The following is a 15,977-nucleotide window of genomic DNA, read 5'->3' on the forward strand; positions in this document are numbered from 1 at the left end:
TTAGGATAAAATTTCATTTAGCAGGAAAAGTTCGGTCGGGAAAATGAAAATAAACTGGCAGAGTGGCTGGGTCGCGGGAGCACAACAATTATTGATCCCTGTAAGCAACAATCAAGGTGAGTGGATACAAAACCTTGAACACATTGGCACACAAATTGGCGTAAGCTTCAAGGCTGCGCTGGAAGATTTTAAGGCGGAAACGGGCGAAACCACGGTTTTGTACGGCCCTGATTGTAAAGTCTTTCTGTTGGGATTGGGGCGAGAGGTAAATTTTGCCGAAGTATTGCGCGCCGCGCGTTTGTTTGCTGCACGCCAAAAAAGCAAACTGTCTACAAGTCTGGGCATCTACCTCGATGCGGCTCTTTTGCCTGCCGACCAACACATTGTTTGCATCGAAGCCATGGTCAATGGCCTTTATCTGGGCACCTATGATGCCGGGAAATACAAGAGTAAGTCAACTGAAACTCACCCTTTGGCTACGGAAGATGCAGCCATCGAGTTTTATTTACCCGCAAGTGTTAGTGCGAAAGCAGTAGCCAAAGCAGTAGCGCAAGGCCAGGTGATCGCCGAAGCCCAATTGGGCATTTATGACCTGATCAATGCTCCTGGCAACAAAAAACAGCCCGCTCATTTGGCCAGTTTTGCCCGGGCGGCGGCACAGAGAGGTAATTTTTCCGTGCGCGTATTGGAAAAAGCTGAATTGGAGGCGGAAGGATTTTATGCGCTGTTGGGGGTCAATCAGGGCAGTGCCGCACCGCCCGTTTGTATTGTTATGGAATACGTTCCAACACAAGAGGCAACCCGGACCATTGGATTGGTGGGTAAAGGAGTGACCTTCGATACGGGCGGAATTTCCATCAAGCCTTCGGCCAATATGCACCACATGAAAAGTGACATGAGCGGAGCGGCGGCGGTGTATGGGGCGATTGAAGTAGCGGCGCGCCTGGAATTGCCCTTCCATTTGATTGGCATTACCCCTGTCACCGAAAATAGTGTAGATGCCGATTCCCTCAAGCCGGGCGACGTGATCGACTCCTACAGTGGCCGAACCATCGAAGTAACCGATACGGATGCTGAAGGGCGGATCATCCTGGCGGATGCCCTCTCTTACCTGGTACGCAATTACAAAGTAGATAGTATCGTGGACCTGGCTACACTCACCGGAAGTGCGGCGCGGGTACTGGGTGCCCATGCCGCTTGCCTTTTTGCCAATGATGACCAACTGGCGGAGTCGCTGGCCCTGGCAGGAGAGTATAGCGGCGAACGCTTGTGGCGCTTACCACTCTGGGATGTGTACAAAGACGAACTCAAATCCGACGTGGCGGACTTGCGCAATTTCAGCGGAAAACCTGCGGCGGGTGCGATCAGTGCGGCCAAGTTTTTGGAGGTGTTTGTGGATGAGCACCCTTCCTGGGCGCACCTCGACATTGCGGGGGTGGCTTATGGCGATGTGGATTTTTTGCCGCATAAATCGGCGACGGCGTTTGGGGTGAGGTTATTGGTGGAGTGGTTGATGGGGCAGGGAGATGCATAGATTCCTCAACAAATTTTGATTATTGCTGGTTTTTATTTAAATTGACGAACTAAATGCACCACAATGGGCGAGTCAATCCTAAAAAAAATTGAATTATTGGATGCTGAAAGACAAAGGCAACTTTTGGCTTTCCTGGAATTTTTGCTCGTCGAACAAAAAACACAACACGAGCAAGAGTTCGACTATAATGATTACAAAAATCGAATTGCTTCAATAAGTGTTTGGTCTGATGAAGATGTATTGGAGATAGAAAATGCAAGAAACGCAATTAATCAATGGCAAGTTCAGGAGTGGTAATTGATACATCGATTTTCGTCGAATACCTACGTTCCAGAAATCGACCACAAACAAGCTTAGTAAATTTACCAACAAATACAGTATTCTATGCATCTGCAATCACTGTATTCGAATTGTATAGTGGCGCAACTGATGTTCAAAAAAAGTTAGAGATTGACACATTATTACAAGAGGTTTTAATCTTACCATTCAATACAGCAACTGCTCAATCTGCTGGATTGATATACCAAGATTTGCGTAGAAAAGGAAAAATGATTGAAGTAGCAGACATTTTGATCGCAGCCACAGCATTGGCCAATGGCCTGCCAGTCAAAACATTGAATATTGGGCACTTTCAACGGATTTCTACATTAGTGGTTTTTTAATCCAATCCGTTAAAAATTCAATTTCACTCCCAACCTACACCACCACGAATAAAATTCCTGCTGTTTCACCCTTGTAGAATCACCGAGGTAATAACGCAGGGGCGTATTCGTCAAATTGATCACATCGGTAAACACATTCAGGTTTTTGGTCAGGTCGTAATTGGCCGTAAAATCCAGGCGAAACTCCTCGTCGTAGTACTCGTCCAAATCACGGTCAGCACCCAATTGTGACAAAAAGGCGTCGTGGTAATTGGCCGTAAGGCGGGTAAAGAAACGTTTGCTGTCAAAAAACAGGGCGAAATTGGCCGTGTGCTGAGCTTGTCCCGGTAAGGGAATCGTTTCCTGTTTTTGATCCGGGGAGAAAAAATCGGCGTCATCCTCACCAAAGACGACTACTGCATCGGTAAAATTCGCTGGAAGACGCTGCTTGATTTTGGCCTCTGAAAAAGTATAAGTATAATTGGTATATACCCCAAAGTTTTTCAAAAAGCCTGGCAAAAAATCAAACTTAAACTGCGCCTGAAATTCCGCCCCGTACACTTCCGCCTTATTGCCGTTGATGGCCTTGGTGATTTCTACCAGCCCAAAATCCTTGGGATCCCCTTCATGGGCAAAACGTTTGAAGAAAAAGACGAAGTCTTCAATTTGCTTGTAAAAAACACCCCCAGAGATCAAACCTTTACGGAAGTAGCGTTCGGCCAAAAAATCGAGATTCGTGGATCGCGGATAGCGCAGATTGGGGTTCCCAAACTTTACGGACTCACGGTCTTGCTCTCGATAGGGCAATACATCGTCAAAATTGGGACGAGAGTAGGTATAAGTGGCAGCTGCACGCAAATTGAAATTTTCATTCACAGCATATTTCAATTGCAACTGGGGCAAAAGGAAGCGATGCGTGCGCTGATCTTCCAGGGTATCGATGCCTACAAAACGATTGCCATTGAGCAAAATTTTTGCCCCCTGGTAATCAATATCCGTTTGTTCAAAACGCAAGCCACCCAATACCATCAAGCGATCAAAATCATGCCTAAACATGCCATAGGCGGCGTAAATGCGCTCCTTGGCGGTGTAGTCTTCACCAAAGGATTGGGTGCGGGTAGCGTTGCGGTCGTACACAAAATGCTGGGGATAAAACTCGTAAAAGTTGCGCAGTAAGGTAGGTGAGGGCATGTATTGCAGGGTATAACCTTGATTGAGCAGATTCTCCTCCAAAAAACCATCGTTTACCGTAACCAGGGACAACTTGGGCCCCACACCAGGATACAGTGTGGATTGAGCAGTGTAAGCGCCAAAACTTTCAGCACGAATATCACGCGCCTTATCCTTCATCCGAATTTTTCCACCAAACTTTACATATCCCTTACTGCTAGTGCTGAACGAGTAGGGGATCGTCAGATTGAAACGGGGTGTGAAGTTTTTATCACTTACGCTGCGATTTTCGAGCAGCAATTCATCCAAGGTGAAATCGCTGTAACGGGTGGCATTGCCAGCGTTGGCTGCATTTGGAAATTTGATGCGGGGATAATCGCGATCTGTGGTATCGAAAGATATGGCAATGGCCTGGCCGGGGCTTTCAAAAGCGGCTTCCAGACGATCGGGTTCTTTTTCTTCCGCCAGAGCGTAAAATACCTGATAATCAAAGGTAGCCTGACCAATTTTGTGCTCACCACCCAAACTTAAGGTGTACAAACCCTGCTTTTTTACCCGATCGCGCACATCGTGCACTACGCCACCGTAGAGGTAATAGGTTTCCGAAAGCGCATCGTCGAGTTCGTAGATGAGCCGGCGGCGGGTTTCATCGTCATTAAAGCTATTGTACATTGCCCTTAGATAGAGCATGGAATTTTTGTTGAAGCGAAAATCAAAGGTAGGACTCACGCTAATGCGGGTGCGGGTGATGTCGTAGTGGCGCAATTGCATTTCGCGGTATTGCACCTGGAAGTTATTGACCCCAGCGTTTTGGTTACCAAAGAAAGGGCCTTTGACAAATTCGTATTCGATGTTGTCACTGCCTTGATTGTTTTGGAAAAAACTGGAATTGAGGTTAAATCCAAATTTGCCAAAACGTTGGCCGTAGGTGAATTGAAACTGGTAATTGGGCTTTTGGCGCAGGTTGTTGTAACCACTGGCAAAAGTGGCCCGCACATCCGGAATGGCGTCGGCAGCTTCTTTGGTTTTGATGTTGACCGAGCCGCCAATGCCGTCGGCGTCCATATCGGGCGTCATTACTTTGGACACTTCAATGAACTGGATTTGGTCAGCGGGGATGATATCCATACCTACGTAGCGCACACCGCCTTGGGGAGAGGGTACTTGTTCACCGTTGACGTTGAAGTTGGTGAGTTCGGGTGGGGTGCCGCGCAATTGTACAAAACGCCCTTCACCCTGATCGCGTTGAAGGGTAATGCCTGGGATGCGTTGCATGACCTCTGCGGCATTCATATCGGGAAAAGTGGCAATCTGCTCGGCGGAGACGATGTTTTTGATGTTTTCAGCTTTTTTTTGCTCAATCATGGCGCGAATCTGGCCTTCGGCTTTGCCTTGAATTTGTACTTCGGCCAGGGCAACTGAAGTAGGCTGGAGCCGAATGCTGAGCACTGGGGCAGGGTTTTTACCAAAATTGTGGCGCAAACTAATGCTTTCGTAACCTACAAAGGCGACTTTGAGTACTACTTCCTCTTTTGCAATCCCGCTGAGATTGAACAAACCATTGGCATCGGAACTAGTGCCCAGGTCGGTGCCTTCAATCTGGATGGTAGCACCTACCAAGGCTTCCTTGCTGAGGGCATCGATGACTTTGCCCGAGATGGTATTTTGCTGAGCTAGCGTTAGCAAAGGAAGCAAAAGCATAGCCAAGAAGATGGCATGTTTTTTATAGAAATAGAGTAAAGTCGCCATAGATTGGTTTATGGTAGGGTATAGTTTACTAAACATGGTTCATCCCGAATTTTTGGGAGAACAAACCGCGAAAGCGGTTGAATTTTGAATAGCCCCGGTCGTCCGGGGTCATTTCGGTAGGAAAAGGTTTCACAACCGCGGATGCGGTTGAACTTTTAGCTCAATTGAGTTCAACCACTGCCGTGGTTGCCGCCCATTTTCCCCAACTATTTACCCCGGACGACCGGGGCTATTCAAAATTCAATCGCTCCGCGATTAGATTTTAGCCCGATTTTGGCTTTTCAAAAATCCGGGATGACGAACTGTTTAGTCCAGCTCAAAATTTATTCTTCAATGACCAGCTTTTGTACATAAGTATCCTGCCCTTGCTGGGCCTGGATGTAGTACACGCCAGTTGGCAGATTAGCAGTTTGGAAACGTACTTGTTTGCCAAAGTCATTTTGCTGTGCGCGCAGCAATTGGCCCTGGTTGTTGTACAAACGGATGCTGGTTTTGCCGCTTTGCTCAAACTCCAAAGTCACCTCGCCCGTTTTGCTGGGGTTAGGGTATACTTTCAGGGCTTTCACGGAAGCGTCAAATACCGCCCGAGTGGAAGTGGCCATATCTGGAGAAGAATAACGAATCACCAGACGGGGTACTCTCTCGGGGTGATTTTGGCCATCACCACCATCGCCTGGATCGGCAATGTTTTCATAAGATTCCCATTCGCGGGCATTTTCTACTTCGCTAGGGCCCTGGTCTTCCCCTTGGAAGATGAACGCCATGGCATTGCCTGGATTCCATCCCGGGCGATTGACGAGTTCTTCTACAATGGCTTTCAGGCTAGGCGTGCGATGTGGAGTCCAGAGTCCCCAGGCTTCTTTTACTTCCCAAAGGATTTTGGCGCTAGTGCGCTTCCGGTCAGTGATTAGTGAGTCCTCGGTAAAAGTCGGCGCATTGTCGTTGGCGTCGCCAGTGATGGTGATGCGGGCGACATCTTCAGTCGATTTGCCTTCATGGGAATAAACCACGATGTAAGCCGAATCAATTTTGGCACCTTGAGGGATCAGAATATTGCGGAATCGCATACCCAAGGAGAGAATATTGCGGTCTTCAGGAGCGCCTTCCCAGCCTGCATCCAGGTCATCGTCAAAGAGGGAATCAATTTCGTCATTTTCCTGCTCGGCATCGTCGGAAGATACCGCCAACTTGGCCTCTTCGTCCACAATAGTATCAGTGATCATGATGGTCGATTCCACTTGGGCGCCACCGATGCTGAAATACACCAGGAGTTCGGGCACTCTTTCGGGGTGGTTCTGGCCGTCGCCACCATCACCGGGATCAGCAATGTTTTCAAAAGACTCCCATTCCCGGGCATTTTCTACTTCGCTGGGGCCTTGGTCTTCGCCTAGAACGATGAAGGCGATGGGGTTACCCGCTTTCCAACCGGGGCGATTGACCATTTCCTGCACGATGCTTTTCAGGTCAGGGGTGCGGTGAGGCGTCCAAAGGCCCCAAGCTTCTGCCACTTCCCAGCGGACACTGGCAGTAGTCCGACGGCGGGCAGTGATCAGGGAGTCTTCGGTGAAGGTAGGCGCATTGTCGTTGGCATCAGCAGTGATGGTCAATTTGGCTACATCATCTTTGGATTTGCCTTCGTGCGAATATACGATGATGAAGGCGGAATCGATGCGCGCACCACGTGGCAGCGCCAGGTTGCGAAACCGCATACCCATGCTAAGTACGTTGCGGTCTTCGGGTGCGCCTTCCCAACCTGCATCCAGGTCATCGTCGTAGAGGGCGTCGATTTCGTCATTTTCTTGTTCGGCGTCGTCAGAAGAGACCGCAATTTTGGCTTGCTCGTCTACGATGGTATCGGTAACGAGGATGCTGCGGCGAATTTTCAGGTTTTTGGTTTGGGCATCGAGTCCAACTCCAACCGTAAGGAGTAATAAAATTAAGAGTAAATATTGTTTCATAAAGTCAGCTTAGGTTAATTGTAAAAATTGGGAGTAAGGTATTGCCCCAAGCTTACCTGTAAGTTTACTGATTGTGAACAAATTGTAAAGCTGCACCTATTGTCTTAAATCATTCAAAAAGGCGCTTAGTTTTTTCAAACTAATCAGTTTGAAATTTTGTGGGGCGGGCTTTCCATCGGGGCGCACATTGAACCCATCCTGTACTACCAATACACCTTCCTGAAAGGGATTACCCAGGTTTTTTGGACAGAGATCGATGCCATCCGTTTCCGCAGTGCCATCCACTCTCCCATCCGCAATGCGAAAACTACCGAGGTAGCGATTGGGGCTTTTGCGTTCGAACACCGCATAAGAGTTGTTGCCCTGAATGGAAGCAAGCAAGTAGCCAGTAGAGTCGCTGGTTGGATAAAGGCACAAACCTTCCACATCAAAAGTGATGTTGGGATTGTCCTGCCCACTTTTGGCGAGGAAACTCACTTCGTTTTTTGCCTTGTTTTCAACGTTCAAGCGCCAGATGCCCTTGTCCTCTTCGCCCAAATAGAGGAAACCATAGTGGGCGTCGGCCACCATACCTTCGGGCTGAGAACTGACTTGAAAAGTGCGCACTTTTTTGGCCCCGATTTTGTTGGAGTCGGCAGCTTGCAGAAGCCACTGTTCAAGCTGCCCATTTTTCCCGTTGACGAAAGCGTAAAGCTGGCTGTCTACCCGACTGCGGTAGAAACAAAAACCATATACCTCATCGACACTGGAATGGATAGGGGCCGCTTGAATGGCCTGCAACTCGCCAGCCGCTGATTGAATGTGGTAGAGGTAAATTTCATTTTTGGATCGTTCGGAGCAGCCTACGAGGTCTATCTTTTTGCCATTGTTGAGTTCAAAACTATACGCGACATCAATGTTGTTGGGGTCGCCAGTGGGGTAGGATTGGAGGCGTTTGCCTTGCAGATTGTACACTTCAATGCCAAAATGTTTTACAGTGCCAATGATCAGGCTTTGGCTGGAATCTTGCGGGTTGACCCAAATGGAAGGATCGTCGGCAGCATCGTCTTCGATGGCAAGGCGCACGGGTTCGGTTTCGGCTTCGGCGCCAAAACTGGGAAAAGGAGGCTGGTCAGCTGCTTTTTTTTCACAAAAAGTCAGGATCAAAATGGCAAGAATCAAATAGGCAAAAAGTCTCAGATGCGGCATTGTAGTGCGTTTATCTGGACAAAAGTACCCGATAACTGTAAACTAAACTGGTCTTGAGGGTAAAGAGTAGGTTAATTCATCCACCCCTGAATCTGCACATACTGCAACAACATGATCGTTTTCGCATCCTTAATCTCCCCACTTTCAATCATCGCCAGCGCCTGCGCAAACGGCAGTTCCAGCACTTCAATGTTTTCCTGTTCGTGATCAAGTCCACCGCCGTCGCTCACCTGCATGTCCTGGCTGTACTCGGCGACAAAAAAGTAGAGGATTTCGGTCACCGAACCCGGCGACATGTAGGCTTCAAAAACCTTGCGCACATCGCGCACCTGGTAGCCCGTTTCTTCTTCGGTTTCGCGGCGGATGCAATCTTCGGGGTTGTCCTGATCCAGTAGCCCGGCACAAGCTTCGATCATCATGCCGTCGGCATTGCCATTGACATAGGTGGGCATGCGAAACTGGCGGGTGAGGATAACGGTTTTGTGTTCCGGGTTGTACAACAGAATGGCGGCACCGTTGCCCCGGTCGTAAGCTTCACGGCTTTGAGTTTCCCAAGTACCGTCTTGTTTTTGGATTTCGAAAGTGACTTTGCGAAGGGTATACCAGTTGTTGGAGAGGACTTCGGTGTTGATGTTGCGGAGATTGGGCATGGGTTTTAAATGAAAATGAAAAATTGGGTGAAGAGTTGCGGGTAAAGATGCTAAAGTTTGGACAATAGTTTTACAACGCATCAGGTAAACGCACCGAATGCTCATTTAGGTCTGCTGGATATTCATTTTGAAGCGAAAAAATGGGGTATTACAAACTTTATTGAGTGATAAATGAGGAATGATGAGTGATGAATTGTCAATGCCTCTGCGGCAGCAATTCATCACTCATCATTCCTCACTCATCACTTTACTCAAATCGCTGCAAAAACGGACTCACCAACGTATGCTCCGTAGCCAGCGCCATGTACCGCGCCTTAGGCACCGGCATACCTTGGTTGATGAAATGGTTTTCCAGCTCCATTTGGGTTTGGTAGAACACCACGCGGAAAGTACGTACCAACTCAGCGTGCAAAGGATCTTGCGCCGCCCAGATGTTGAGTTTGTTCATCAGTTCGGTCGACCAGGCGTCCAGTTGGGTTTGTTCGGCGGCCGAAACCTGTACTTTACCCGCCAACAATTGGGTGCGGTGATCTGCCGCTTGTTTGAGCAGAGCCTCAGCAGGTTTGTCTACCCCAATGTCTTCAGCCAGGAGTTGCAATACCTTGCTGCTGTTTTGTTCTGCTCCCGCTTGCTCCTCACAAGACTGGGTGGGCAAGGGCAGCGCAGAAGAAGCATTGAATAGCCCCTGCGCTTCGGCGCTCGCCTCAGGGTGCTTGTCATTCAACCAGCAGGGCAGTGGATATTCCTCGCCCAGCGCGGCATGGAGGAAGTACAAGTGCAGCATGAACTGCCGCAAATCGGTATAGGCATAAGCCGCTTTGCTGTCAAAACTGATCTGGTTGCTCACGTTGCGACTGGAGAATACCTCCCGAATGGCCCCATTCATCAGGTTGTTGGTTTCAAAGCCTGGGCCCCTTGAGGTAAAACTATTGTATGCCATGTATGCCTTGGACAGCGGGTGGTTGATGCTGGCCAGGCTGGCGATGGGGTTGGCGTCTTTATCCAGGTGATTCAGCATGTTGTTCAGGCGCGAAGTTGCTGTATTCGTATCTTCCTCCTTCACCTGTGCAGCTGCAGCGTAGCGGGTCATCAGGCGATTCCGCTCCTGAAAAAAGTCATAAGCCTGTTCGGTCGCTGCGTTAAAATACCCATCAACACCACTGCGGTAGGCTCCTTCTTGCGCCAAAGCTTGTTGCAACTCCTTCACTGAGGCCCGATAAATGGCCACCGGAGCAGGAGCTTGATTGTTCTGTTGCACCGCATTGTTGCCGTTCATGTTGGCGGGTGGCACATTGGCGCCTTTTACTCCTGAGTTCGAATTGTAGTTGTAGCCTGGAGCTGCGTTGCCGTAAGTGTTGTTAGGGTTAGCGGTACCGGGGTTGGGATTCGGATTATTGGGGTTAAGGGTATTGGCATTGCCATTGCCATTGCCATTGTTCGGATTGTTGGGCGCCTCGTAAGAAACGGGAACCTGGGCACCTTTGGCCTGGGTGTTGGGCGGATTGGTATTTGCTCCAGGAGTATCCCACTTGAATTGGGCCTGGCCATTGCCAGCAGGGGCCGTGCGGTTGGGATTTCCGCTGGGCGGAGGCACCGAGGCGTTAGTATTGTTCGCGTTGGGGTTGCCAGGATTGTAGACTGGGTTGTTGGTGGTATTGTTTGGGTTGTTGTTCACTCCTGGAAGCCCCGCAATATTAGAATTCACTGGATTATCGAGCTGGTAATCCACTGGCAGGAAAGTAGGTTGTGGACGTTGCACTGGTTTAGAAACCGCAACGTTGGTCTTTTTGGGGCCAATTTGTGCGGTTGCACTCACTTCTTTGAGCTGAGTACCGGTTTCAAAGCCGCCAATTTGGTGCAAAAAAGTGGGATGGGCCGTACGCACAAAGGCATCGGCATAACCCATCGCCTGAATTTTGGGCAATTCTTTTTTGGCTGCTTCAATAGTTGGATAAAAGCCGGAGAGCAATTTGGCCCCATGTTCATTGGGGATCACAAATAACTCACCGCTCAGAGCCTGATACTTATTCCATGTAACCGGAGCGTTGGCATCGAAACTGGCAATTTGGATAGAGGCAACCGACTGGTTGTCGCGTACCACATACTGTTGAATTTTTGCTGCCGAAAAGCCAGTCTTTTTGACCTGGTCCAGAATTTTTGCCGCTTCCAGGGCCGTATCGTAGCCTCCGAGGTATACGTCAAAAATTTGATTGGGGCGCTCCTTGGCAAACAAAAAGCCCAGTTTTTCCAGGCTCTTGTAGTTTTCCGGACGATTGCCAGAGAAAGTACCTACCAGGATGGTGTAATAACTGTTGCTGCTTTGGGCAAATAGCGCAGGTGCTGCGCCCAGCAGAAGAATGAAAAAAAGCGAAAGTTGAATCCGTAGCATGGGAAAATGATAATTTAAGGTTGAGGGGGTTGAGGGAAGTTGAGGAGTTGAGGAGTTTAGATGTTGAGGTCTCCGCACTTAGACTAGCTCAGTGACTGGAACTCAACTTCTAAACTCCTCAACCGCTCAACTGCTCAACCCTTCTAAACTCTATTGACGTAAAAATGATATTCTCGCCACAAAAGTAGGCATAAATGTCAGGTTTTGACTCCTTTGTAGTGTAAAAAGTGTCATTTAGGCAGTTAAACTACTATGGAACTGAATTTGTTGTATAAACTACTGTTAAGAAGAACTTAAACATGAGAACAGTTGCCAATATAATAAAGAGTGAAAACATTCAGATGGGTAGTTTGAAAGAAGAAGGAAAAACTTTCGTCGAAATTGCTGAAAATTTTAACGCAATAGCGTATATTTTGGATGGCGAAGTGACCCTTGATGAAAATTTTTCGTATAAAACTGAAACTTTGCTCCATTTTCGTAACGATGGGAGCGGTTTTTCGTTTAAAGCTTTAGCATCCTAAGATTTCTATATGAAGCGTACTTACATGGTGGAGTTTGAACTCCCTGAAAGCCTCTCCGAAGAGTTTCTTGCCCTGATTCCCGAGCAGAGAAACACGGTGGATTACCTCATGTCGGAAGGCAAAATTCGGTCCTATTCCCTGGCAATGGATCGTTCTGTGTTGTGGGTGATCATGGAAGCGGATTCAGAATTTGAGGTAATGGAAACCATTGCCCAATTGCCCCTCAGTGACCACATGCATCCGTACATTTCGGAATTGATGTTTCACAATACGGCGGATTTGGCGCTGCACTTTTCAATGAATTAAAGATATTTGTGCCATCATTGTAGAGACGCACAGCCGTGCGTCTCTACGGTGCCCACAAAATCAACCCAAGCATGAAACGCATCGCCGTAGACATGGACGAGGTGGTAGCCGACGTCCTCCCTAAATTTTTGACCCTCTTCGAACAAATCAATGGCCGCCGACCCACCGAAGAAGAATACAATGGCAAAAAACTGTATGCCTTACCTGGTGGGGAAAACCTTCGCGAAGCCCTTTACCAAAAAGGTTTTTTTGCTGACCTACCGCTGATTCCCGGTGCTCAGGAAGGCATCCGAAGCCTTTTGGAAGATGGCCACGAAATCTTTTTTGTAACCGCCGCCCAGGAATTCCGCAACAGCCTCGAAGACAAGTACGATTGGTTGCTCCAATATTTCCCGAATATTTCCTGGAAGAATTTTGTTTTTTGTGGCGATAAAAGCATCATCGGCACGGATTACCTCATCGATGATCACGCATTTAATCTGCGCACCTTTAAGGGAAAAGGCTTGCTCTTCACCGCTCCACACAACCTGAACGAGACCGAATTCACCCGGGTCAACAACTGGACCGAGGTCTTGGCCTTTTTTGAGCGCGAAAAACAAGGCTATGCCATTAATCGATAAACTCAAATCTTTACTTCAGCTCAAACTCAAATACGCGGCCTCGGCTGGAATTGCGACCGCCGTTGATTATGCCCTTTTTTTTGGGCTGAAGAATGGCTTACAATTTTCAGCTACCCTGGCTCAACCTTTTGCTTATGCAGCAGGAGTGCTGGTGAATTTTATGCTGCAAAAGCAATTTGTATTTGAACTGAAGCGCTCGGTTTGGTCGGCCTTTGGGCTGGCCCTGCTGGTGTCTTTGGGCGGTTTGTTGTTGAGTACGGGCATCATTTACCTGTTGGACAATTACCTGCCCTTCTTTCAGAAAAATGCACTTTTAGCCAAATTACTCACTTCCGGTATCGTGTTTTTTTACAATTTCTACCTGAAAAGGCTGGTTTTTGAAGGGAAAATGATCTAAATGGCTTATTTGACCTGTAACTTTCCCGGATTTGCTGCATTATTGTTTATAACAAAAAAGTTTGTTGTATCTTACCCAAAACAAAGAGCCAAGTGAAAAACATTGCCATTTTTGCTTCCGGTTCAGGCTCAAATGCCCGGAAGATTTTGGAATATTTTGCTGAACGTAAAGATGTGAGTGTTCAATTGGTCATTTCCAATCGTTCGGACGCAGGAGTGTTAAAAATTGCTGAAAGCTTTGGGGTAGATTCAATAGTAATCGACCGGCAAACGTTCTATGAAACGGAAGATGTAGTATCTGTTTTGAATAAATATGAGACCTCTCTGATTGTTTTGGCTGGGTTTTTGTGGTTGATACCAAGTTACCTGGTCGAAGCGTTTCAAGGTCGAATTGTCAATATTCATCCGGCTTTGCTGCCCAAATACGGGGGCAAAGGAATGCACGGCAAACATGTTCACGAAGCGGTCAAGAAGGCTGGTGAATTGGAAAGTGGAATGACCATCCACTATGTGAATGAACGCTACGATGAAGGTCAAATTATTTTCCAGGCCCGTTGTCAACTTTCTCCTACGGACACTCCGGAAGACATTGCCGGGAAAGTGTTGAAATTGGAACACAAACATTACGCGGAAGTTATTGATCAATTGCTGCAAAGGTTTTAAATTGACCCTTGGGGCAATGAAAAATAAGTGTTTCATTTTTAAAGAAAATGGATACTTATTTTTGCCCAATACTTAATAATTATTTGTTTTCATATGTCTGACAAGCCGATCTTTACCTTAAACCAAGAAAAGATCGATTGTGAGAAAAAAGCACGCTATGTTGAGAAAGCTTGTTTTTCTGCTGTTGAACTTCAGCCTCATCTGCACCCTTAGCGCTCAAAGCGCCAAAAAACTAATGAAACAAGGTGAAGAAGCCTACACCAAAGGAAACTATGTGCAGGCAGCCGATTTTTTTGAAAAGTCTTGGTTAAAAGGCAAAAAGCCTGAAGCCATTTTCAAAGCCGGCGAGGCCTACTACGTATTGCGCAATTACCGCAAAGCCTCTGAAGCCTACGTCAATGTAAAAGACAAAAACGATCAGTTCCCGTTGGTAGGGCTCAAATACGCCCGCAGCCTTAAGCAAGATGGGCAGTACGACAAGGCCTCGAAAGCCTTCAGTGATTTTCGGGACAGCTATAGCGGCGATGGCAAAGCTGTCATTGAAGACATGGTACAAACTGAAATACAAGGCTGTGAATTGGGTAAATTATTGCCTGCTCAGGCCCAGCAAGGCATCGAGGTCAATTTCGCCGGTGCAGGGGTGAATACCAGCGACAATGAGTTTGGCCCCCTGCCCATCGACAAAGGCCTGCTGTATTTCTCTTCTACCATCGGTGGAACCGCCCGCATTTACCGCTCTTCTCTGGCCGATAATGCCTGGGGCAAAGGCGCTACCCCCGACAACTTTCCGGTGATCCAAAAAGGTCAGTATTGCCATGGCTCCTTGACTCCAGACGGTCAACGTTTCTACTTCACCATTTGTGATGCAGCCAGTTCCTTCTCCAACCGCACTACCCGCTGTGAAATTTACGTTATCCGCAAACAGGCAACGGGATGGTCTGCACCGGAAATGTTGCCCGAAGCCATCAATGCCAAAGGTACCACCTCAACCCAACCTCATGTGGTACAGAACAACGGTAAAGAAATCCTTTACTTTGCTTCCAACCGCACGGGTGGCCGTGGTGGCATGGACCTCTGGTACGTAGAACGCCCCTTGAGTGCAACTGGCAATGCCTTTTCCAACCCGATCAACCTCGGCTCATCTATCAATACTTTGGGCGATGAAATGACTCCTTATTTCAACTCAAGTGAGGGTACGCTTTATTTCTCATCGAATGGCCAAACTTCCATTGGTGGTTTTGACATTTACAGTTCCAAGGGAGATTTGAGCAGCTGGGCACCAGCGGACAATATGGGCTTGCCCTACAATTCGCCAGCCGATGACTATTATTTCATCAAACACAATGACGGTGAGGGAGGTTTCCTGGTCTCTAACCGGATTGTAGCTGGTGAAAAACTGACTACCAAGGACGACGATATTTTTGAGATCAAAAGTAAACTGGTGGTGGCCAAGCTCCAGGGCAGCGTATTTGCCCAGGAAACAGGCGAGCCAATCAATAAATACTTGCTAACTTTGTACGAAATCCGTGCTGATGAGTCGGAATCCATCCTGCTCAACCGCGAATTCAATACCAGTACTTACGATTTGGAATTGTTGCCCAACCGCAAGTTCAGAGTAGAGATTACCGCGCAAGGTTATGCTACGGGTGCCTACAACTTTGTGACCGAAAATCCTACTGGGCAACCTTATGGCCAGCCCCTGATGTTGGTAAAACTGGGTGGATCGGTGGTGAATACCAATCCGGCAGGCAATCCCAATACTACCACTCCAGGTGCCAATCCACCATTGGGTAACCCCAATAATCCAGGAACGAATAATCCTTCGACCAACCTCCCTAATGCCAACCCTAGTGGTGGAATATACACGGCGAAAGGAGCTGGTCCGGCAGACAAAGAGGAATATTCAACCGATGCACCGCGCTACGAGGGGGAGTATTACAAAATCCAGCTGGCTGCACTAAAAACGTATAGCCCTACGGATAAGCGTTATGCTGCCATGAGTGAGTTGGGCAGTGTGCAAACAGAAACCATCCTGAGCAAACAAATGACTCGGGTGTTGGTGGCTACTTTTTATACCAAAGAGGAGGCCAAACGCGCTTTGGCAGCGGTGAAACAAAAAGGATTTTCCCTGGCTTTCATCGTGAAATACACCAATGGTGAACGTTATGGGCGGGTAAATCTTTAATCCTGCC

General features: G+C 47.9%; 14 protein-coding genes. 9 read left to right on the forward strand and 5 right to left on the reverse strand.

Annotated elements, in window-relative coordinates; all coding sequences use genetic code 11:
- Positions 1-43 precede the first annotated feature (43 nt).
- The 3 genes from SFV55_RS10575 to SFV55_RS10585 all read left to right on the forward strand — a co-directional run bounded on the left by SFV55_RS10575 (position 44) and on the right by SFV55_RS10585 (position 2,196).
- A complete protein-coding gene (locus SFV55_RS10575) occupies positions 44-1,534 on the forward strand; it encodes a leucyl aminopeptidase family protein (protein WP_320029466.1) in 1,491 nt (496 codons plus the stop codon).
- Positions 1,535-1,597: 63 nt separating this feature from the next.
- Positions 1,598-1,831 carry a hypothetical protein gene (locus SFV55_RS10580; protein WP_320029467.1) on the forward strand — a complete coding sequence of 78 codons (234 nt, stop codon included), beginning with the start codon at positions 1,598-1,600 and terminating at the stop codon, positions 1,829-1,831.
- Positions 1,810-2,196, forward strand: a complete 387-nt coding sequence (locus tag SFV55_RS10585) for a type II toxin-antitoxin system VapC family toxin (RefSeq protein WP_320029468.1) — start codon at positions 1,810-1,812, stop codon at positions 2,194-2,196. The genes SFV55_RS10580 and SFV55_RS10585 overlap by 22 nt, the downstream gene beginning before the upstream one ends.
- Positions 2,197-2,205: 9 nt before the next feature.
- Here SFV55_RS10585 and SFV55_RS10590 read toward each other — a convergent pair whose 3' ends face one another.
- The 5 genes from SFV55_RS10590 to SFV55_RS10610 form a co-directional block, all read right to left on the reverse strand.
- The gene (locus SFV55_RS10590) at positions 2,206-5,094 is read right to left on the reverse strand and encodes a TonB-dependent receptor (RefSeq protein ID WP_320029469.1); all 2,889 of its coding nucleotides are present in this window, start codon (positions 5,092-5,094) and stop codon (positions 2,206-2,208) included.
- A gap of 323 nt (positions 5,095-5,417) precedes the next feature.
- A complete protein-coding gene (locus tag SFV55_RS10595; protein ID WP_320029470.1) occupies positions 5,418-7,052 on the reverse strand; it encodes a T9SS type A sorting domain-containing protein in 1,635 nt (544 codons plus the stop codon).
- 96 nt (positions 7,053-7,148) lie between these two features.
- Positions 7,149-8,240: a phytase gene (locus tag SFV55_RS10600; RefSeq protein WP_320029471.1), complete on the reverse strand. Its 1,092-nt coding sequence runs from the start codon at positions 8,238-8,240 to the stop codon at positions 7,149-7,151.
- Between the two features lie 71 nt (positions 8,241-8,311).
- Positions 8,312-8,890: a GDP-mannose pyrophosphatase NudK gene (gene nudK / locus SFV55_RS10605; protein WP_320029472.1), complete on the reverse strand. Its 579-nt coding sequence runs from the start codon at positions 8,888-8,890 to the stop codon at positions 8,312-8,314.
- Positions 8,891-9,137: 247 nt separating this feature from the next.
- A complete protein-coding gene (locus tag SFV55_RS10610) occupies positions 9,138-11,279 on the reverse strand; it encodes a peptidoglycan-binding domain-containing protein (protein ID WP_320029473.1) in 2,142 nt (713 codons plus the stop codon).
- A gap of 299 nt (positions 11,280-11,578) precedes the next feature.
- Here SFV55_RS10610 and SFV55_RS10615 point away from each other — a divergent pair, with 299 nt between their 5' ends.
- The 6 genes from SFV55_RS10615 (at position 11,579) to SFV55_RS10640 (ending at position 15,970) form a co-directional block, all read left to right on the forward strand.
- Positions 11,579-11,800 carry a hypothetical protein gene (locus tag SFV55_RS10615; RefSeq protein WP_320029474.1) on the forward strand — a complete coding sequence of 74 codons (222 nt, stop codon included), beginning with the start codon at positions 11,579-11,581 and terminating at the stop codon, positions 11,798-11,800.
- Between the two features lie 9 nt (positions 11,801-11,809).
- Positions 11,810-12,106 carry a muconolactone Delta-isomerase family protein gene (locus tag SFV55_RS10620; protein ID WP_320029475.1) on the forward strand — a complete coding sequence of 99 codons (297 nt, stop codon included), beginning with the start codon at positions 11,810-11,812 and terminating at the stop codon, positions 12,104-12,106.
- A 71-nt stretch (positions 12,107-12,177) separates the two neighbouring features.
- Positions 12,178-12,726, forward strand: coding sequence for a 5' nucleotidase, NT5C type (locus SFV55_RS10625; RefSeq protein ID WP_320029476.1), 549 nt, complete (start codon positions 12,178-12,180; stop codon positions 12,724-12,726).
- Entirely contained in the window at positions 12,710-13,123 is a 414-nt protein-coding gene (locus SFV55_RS10630; protein ID WP_320029477.1) for a GtrA family protein, read from the forward strand. The genes SFV55_RS10625 and SFV55_RS10630 overlap by 17 nt, the downstream gene beginning before the upstream one ends.
- A 92-nt stretch (positions 13,124-13,215) precedes the next feature.
- The gene (locus SFV55_RS10635; RefSeq protein WP_320029478.1) at positions 13,216-13,785 is read left to right on the forward strand and encodes a phosphoribosylglycinamide formyltransferase; all 570 of its coding nucleotides are present in this window, start codon (positions 13,216-13,218) and stop codon (positions 13,783-13,785) included.
- A gap of 157 nt (positions 13,786-13,942) precedes the next feature.
- Positions 13,943-15,970 carry an SPOR domain-containing protein gene (locus SFV55_RS10640; protein ID WP_320029479.1) on the forward strand — a complete coding sequence of 676 codons (2,028 nt, stop codon included), beginning with the start codon at positions 13,943-13,945 and terminating at the stop codon, positions 15,968-15,970.
- Positions 15,971-15,977 lie beyond the last annotated feature (7 nt).

It is taken from the genome of Haliscomenobacter sp. (assembly GCF_033763495.1).
In the GTDB taxonomy this organism is placed as follows: domain Bacteria; phylum Bacteroidota; class Bacteroidia; order Chitinophagales; family Saprospiraceae; genus Haliscomenobacter.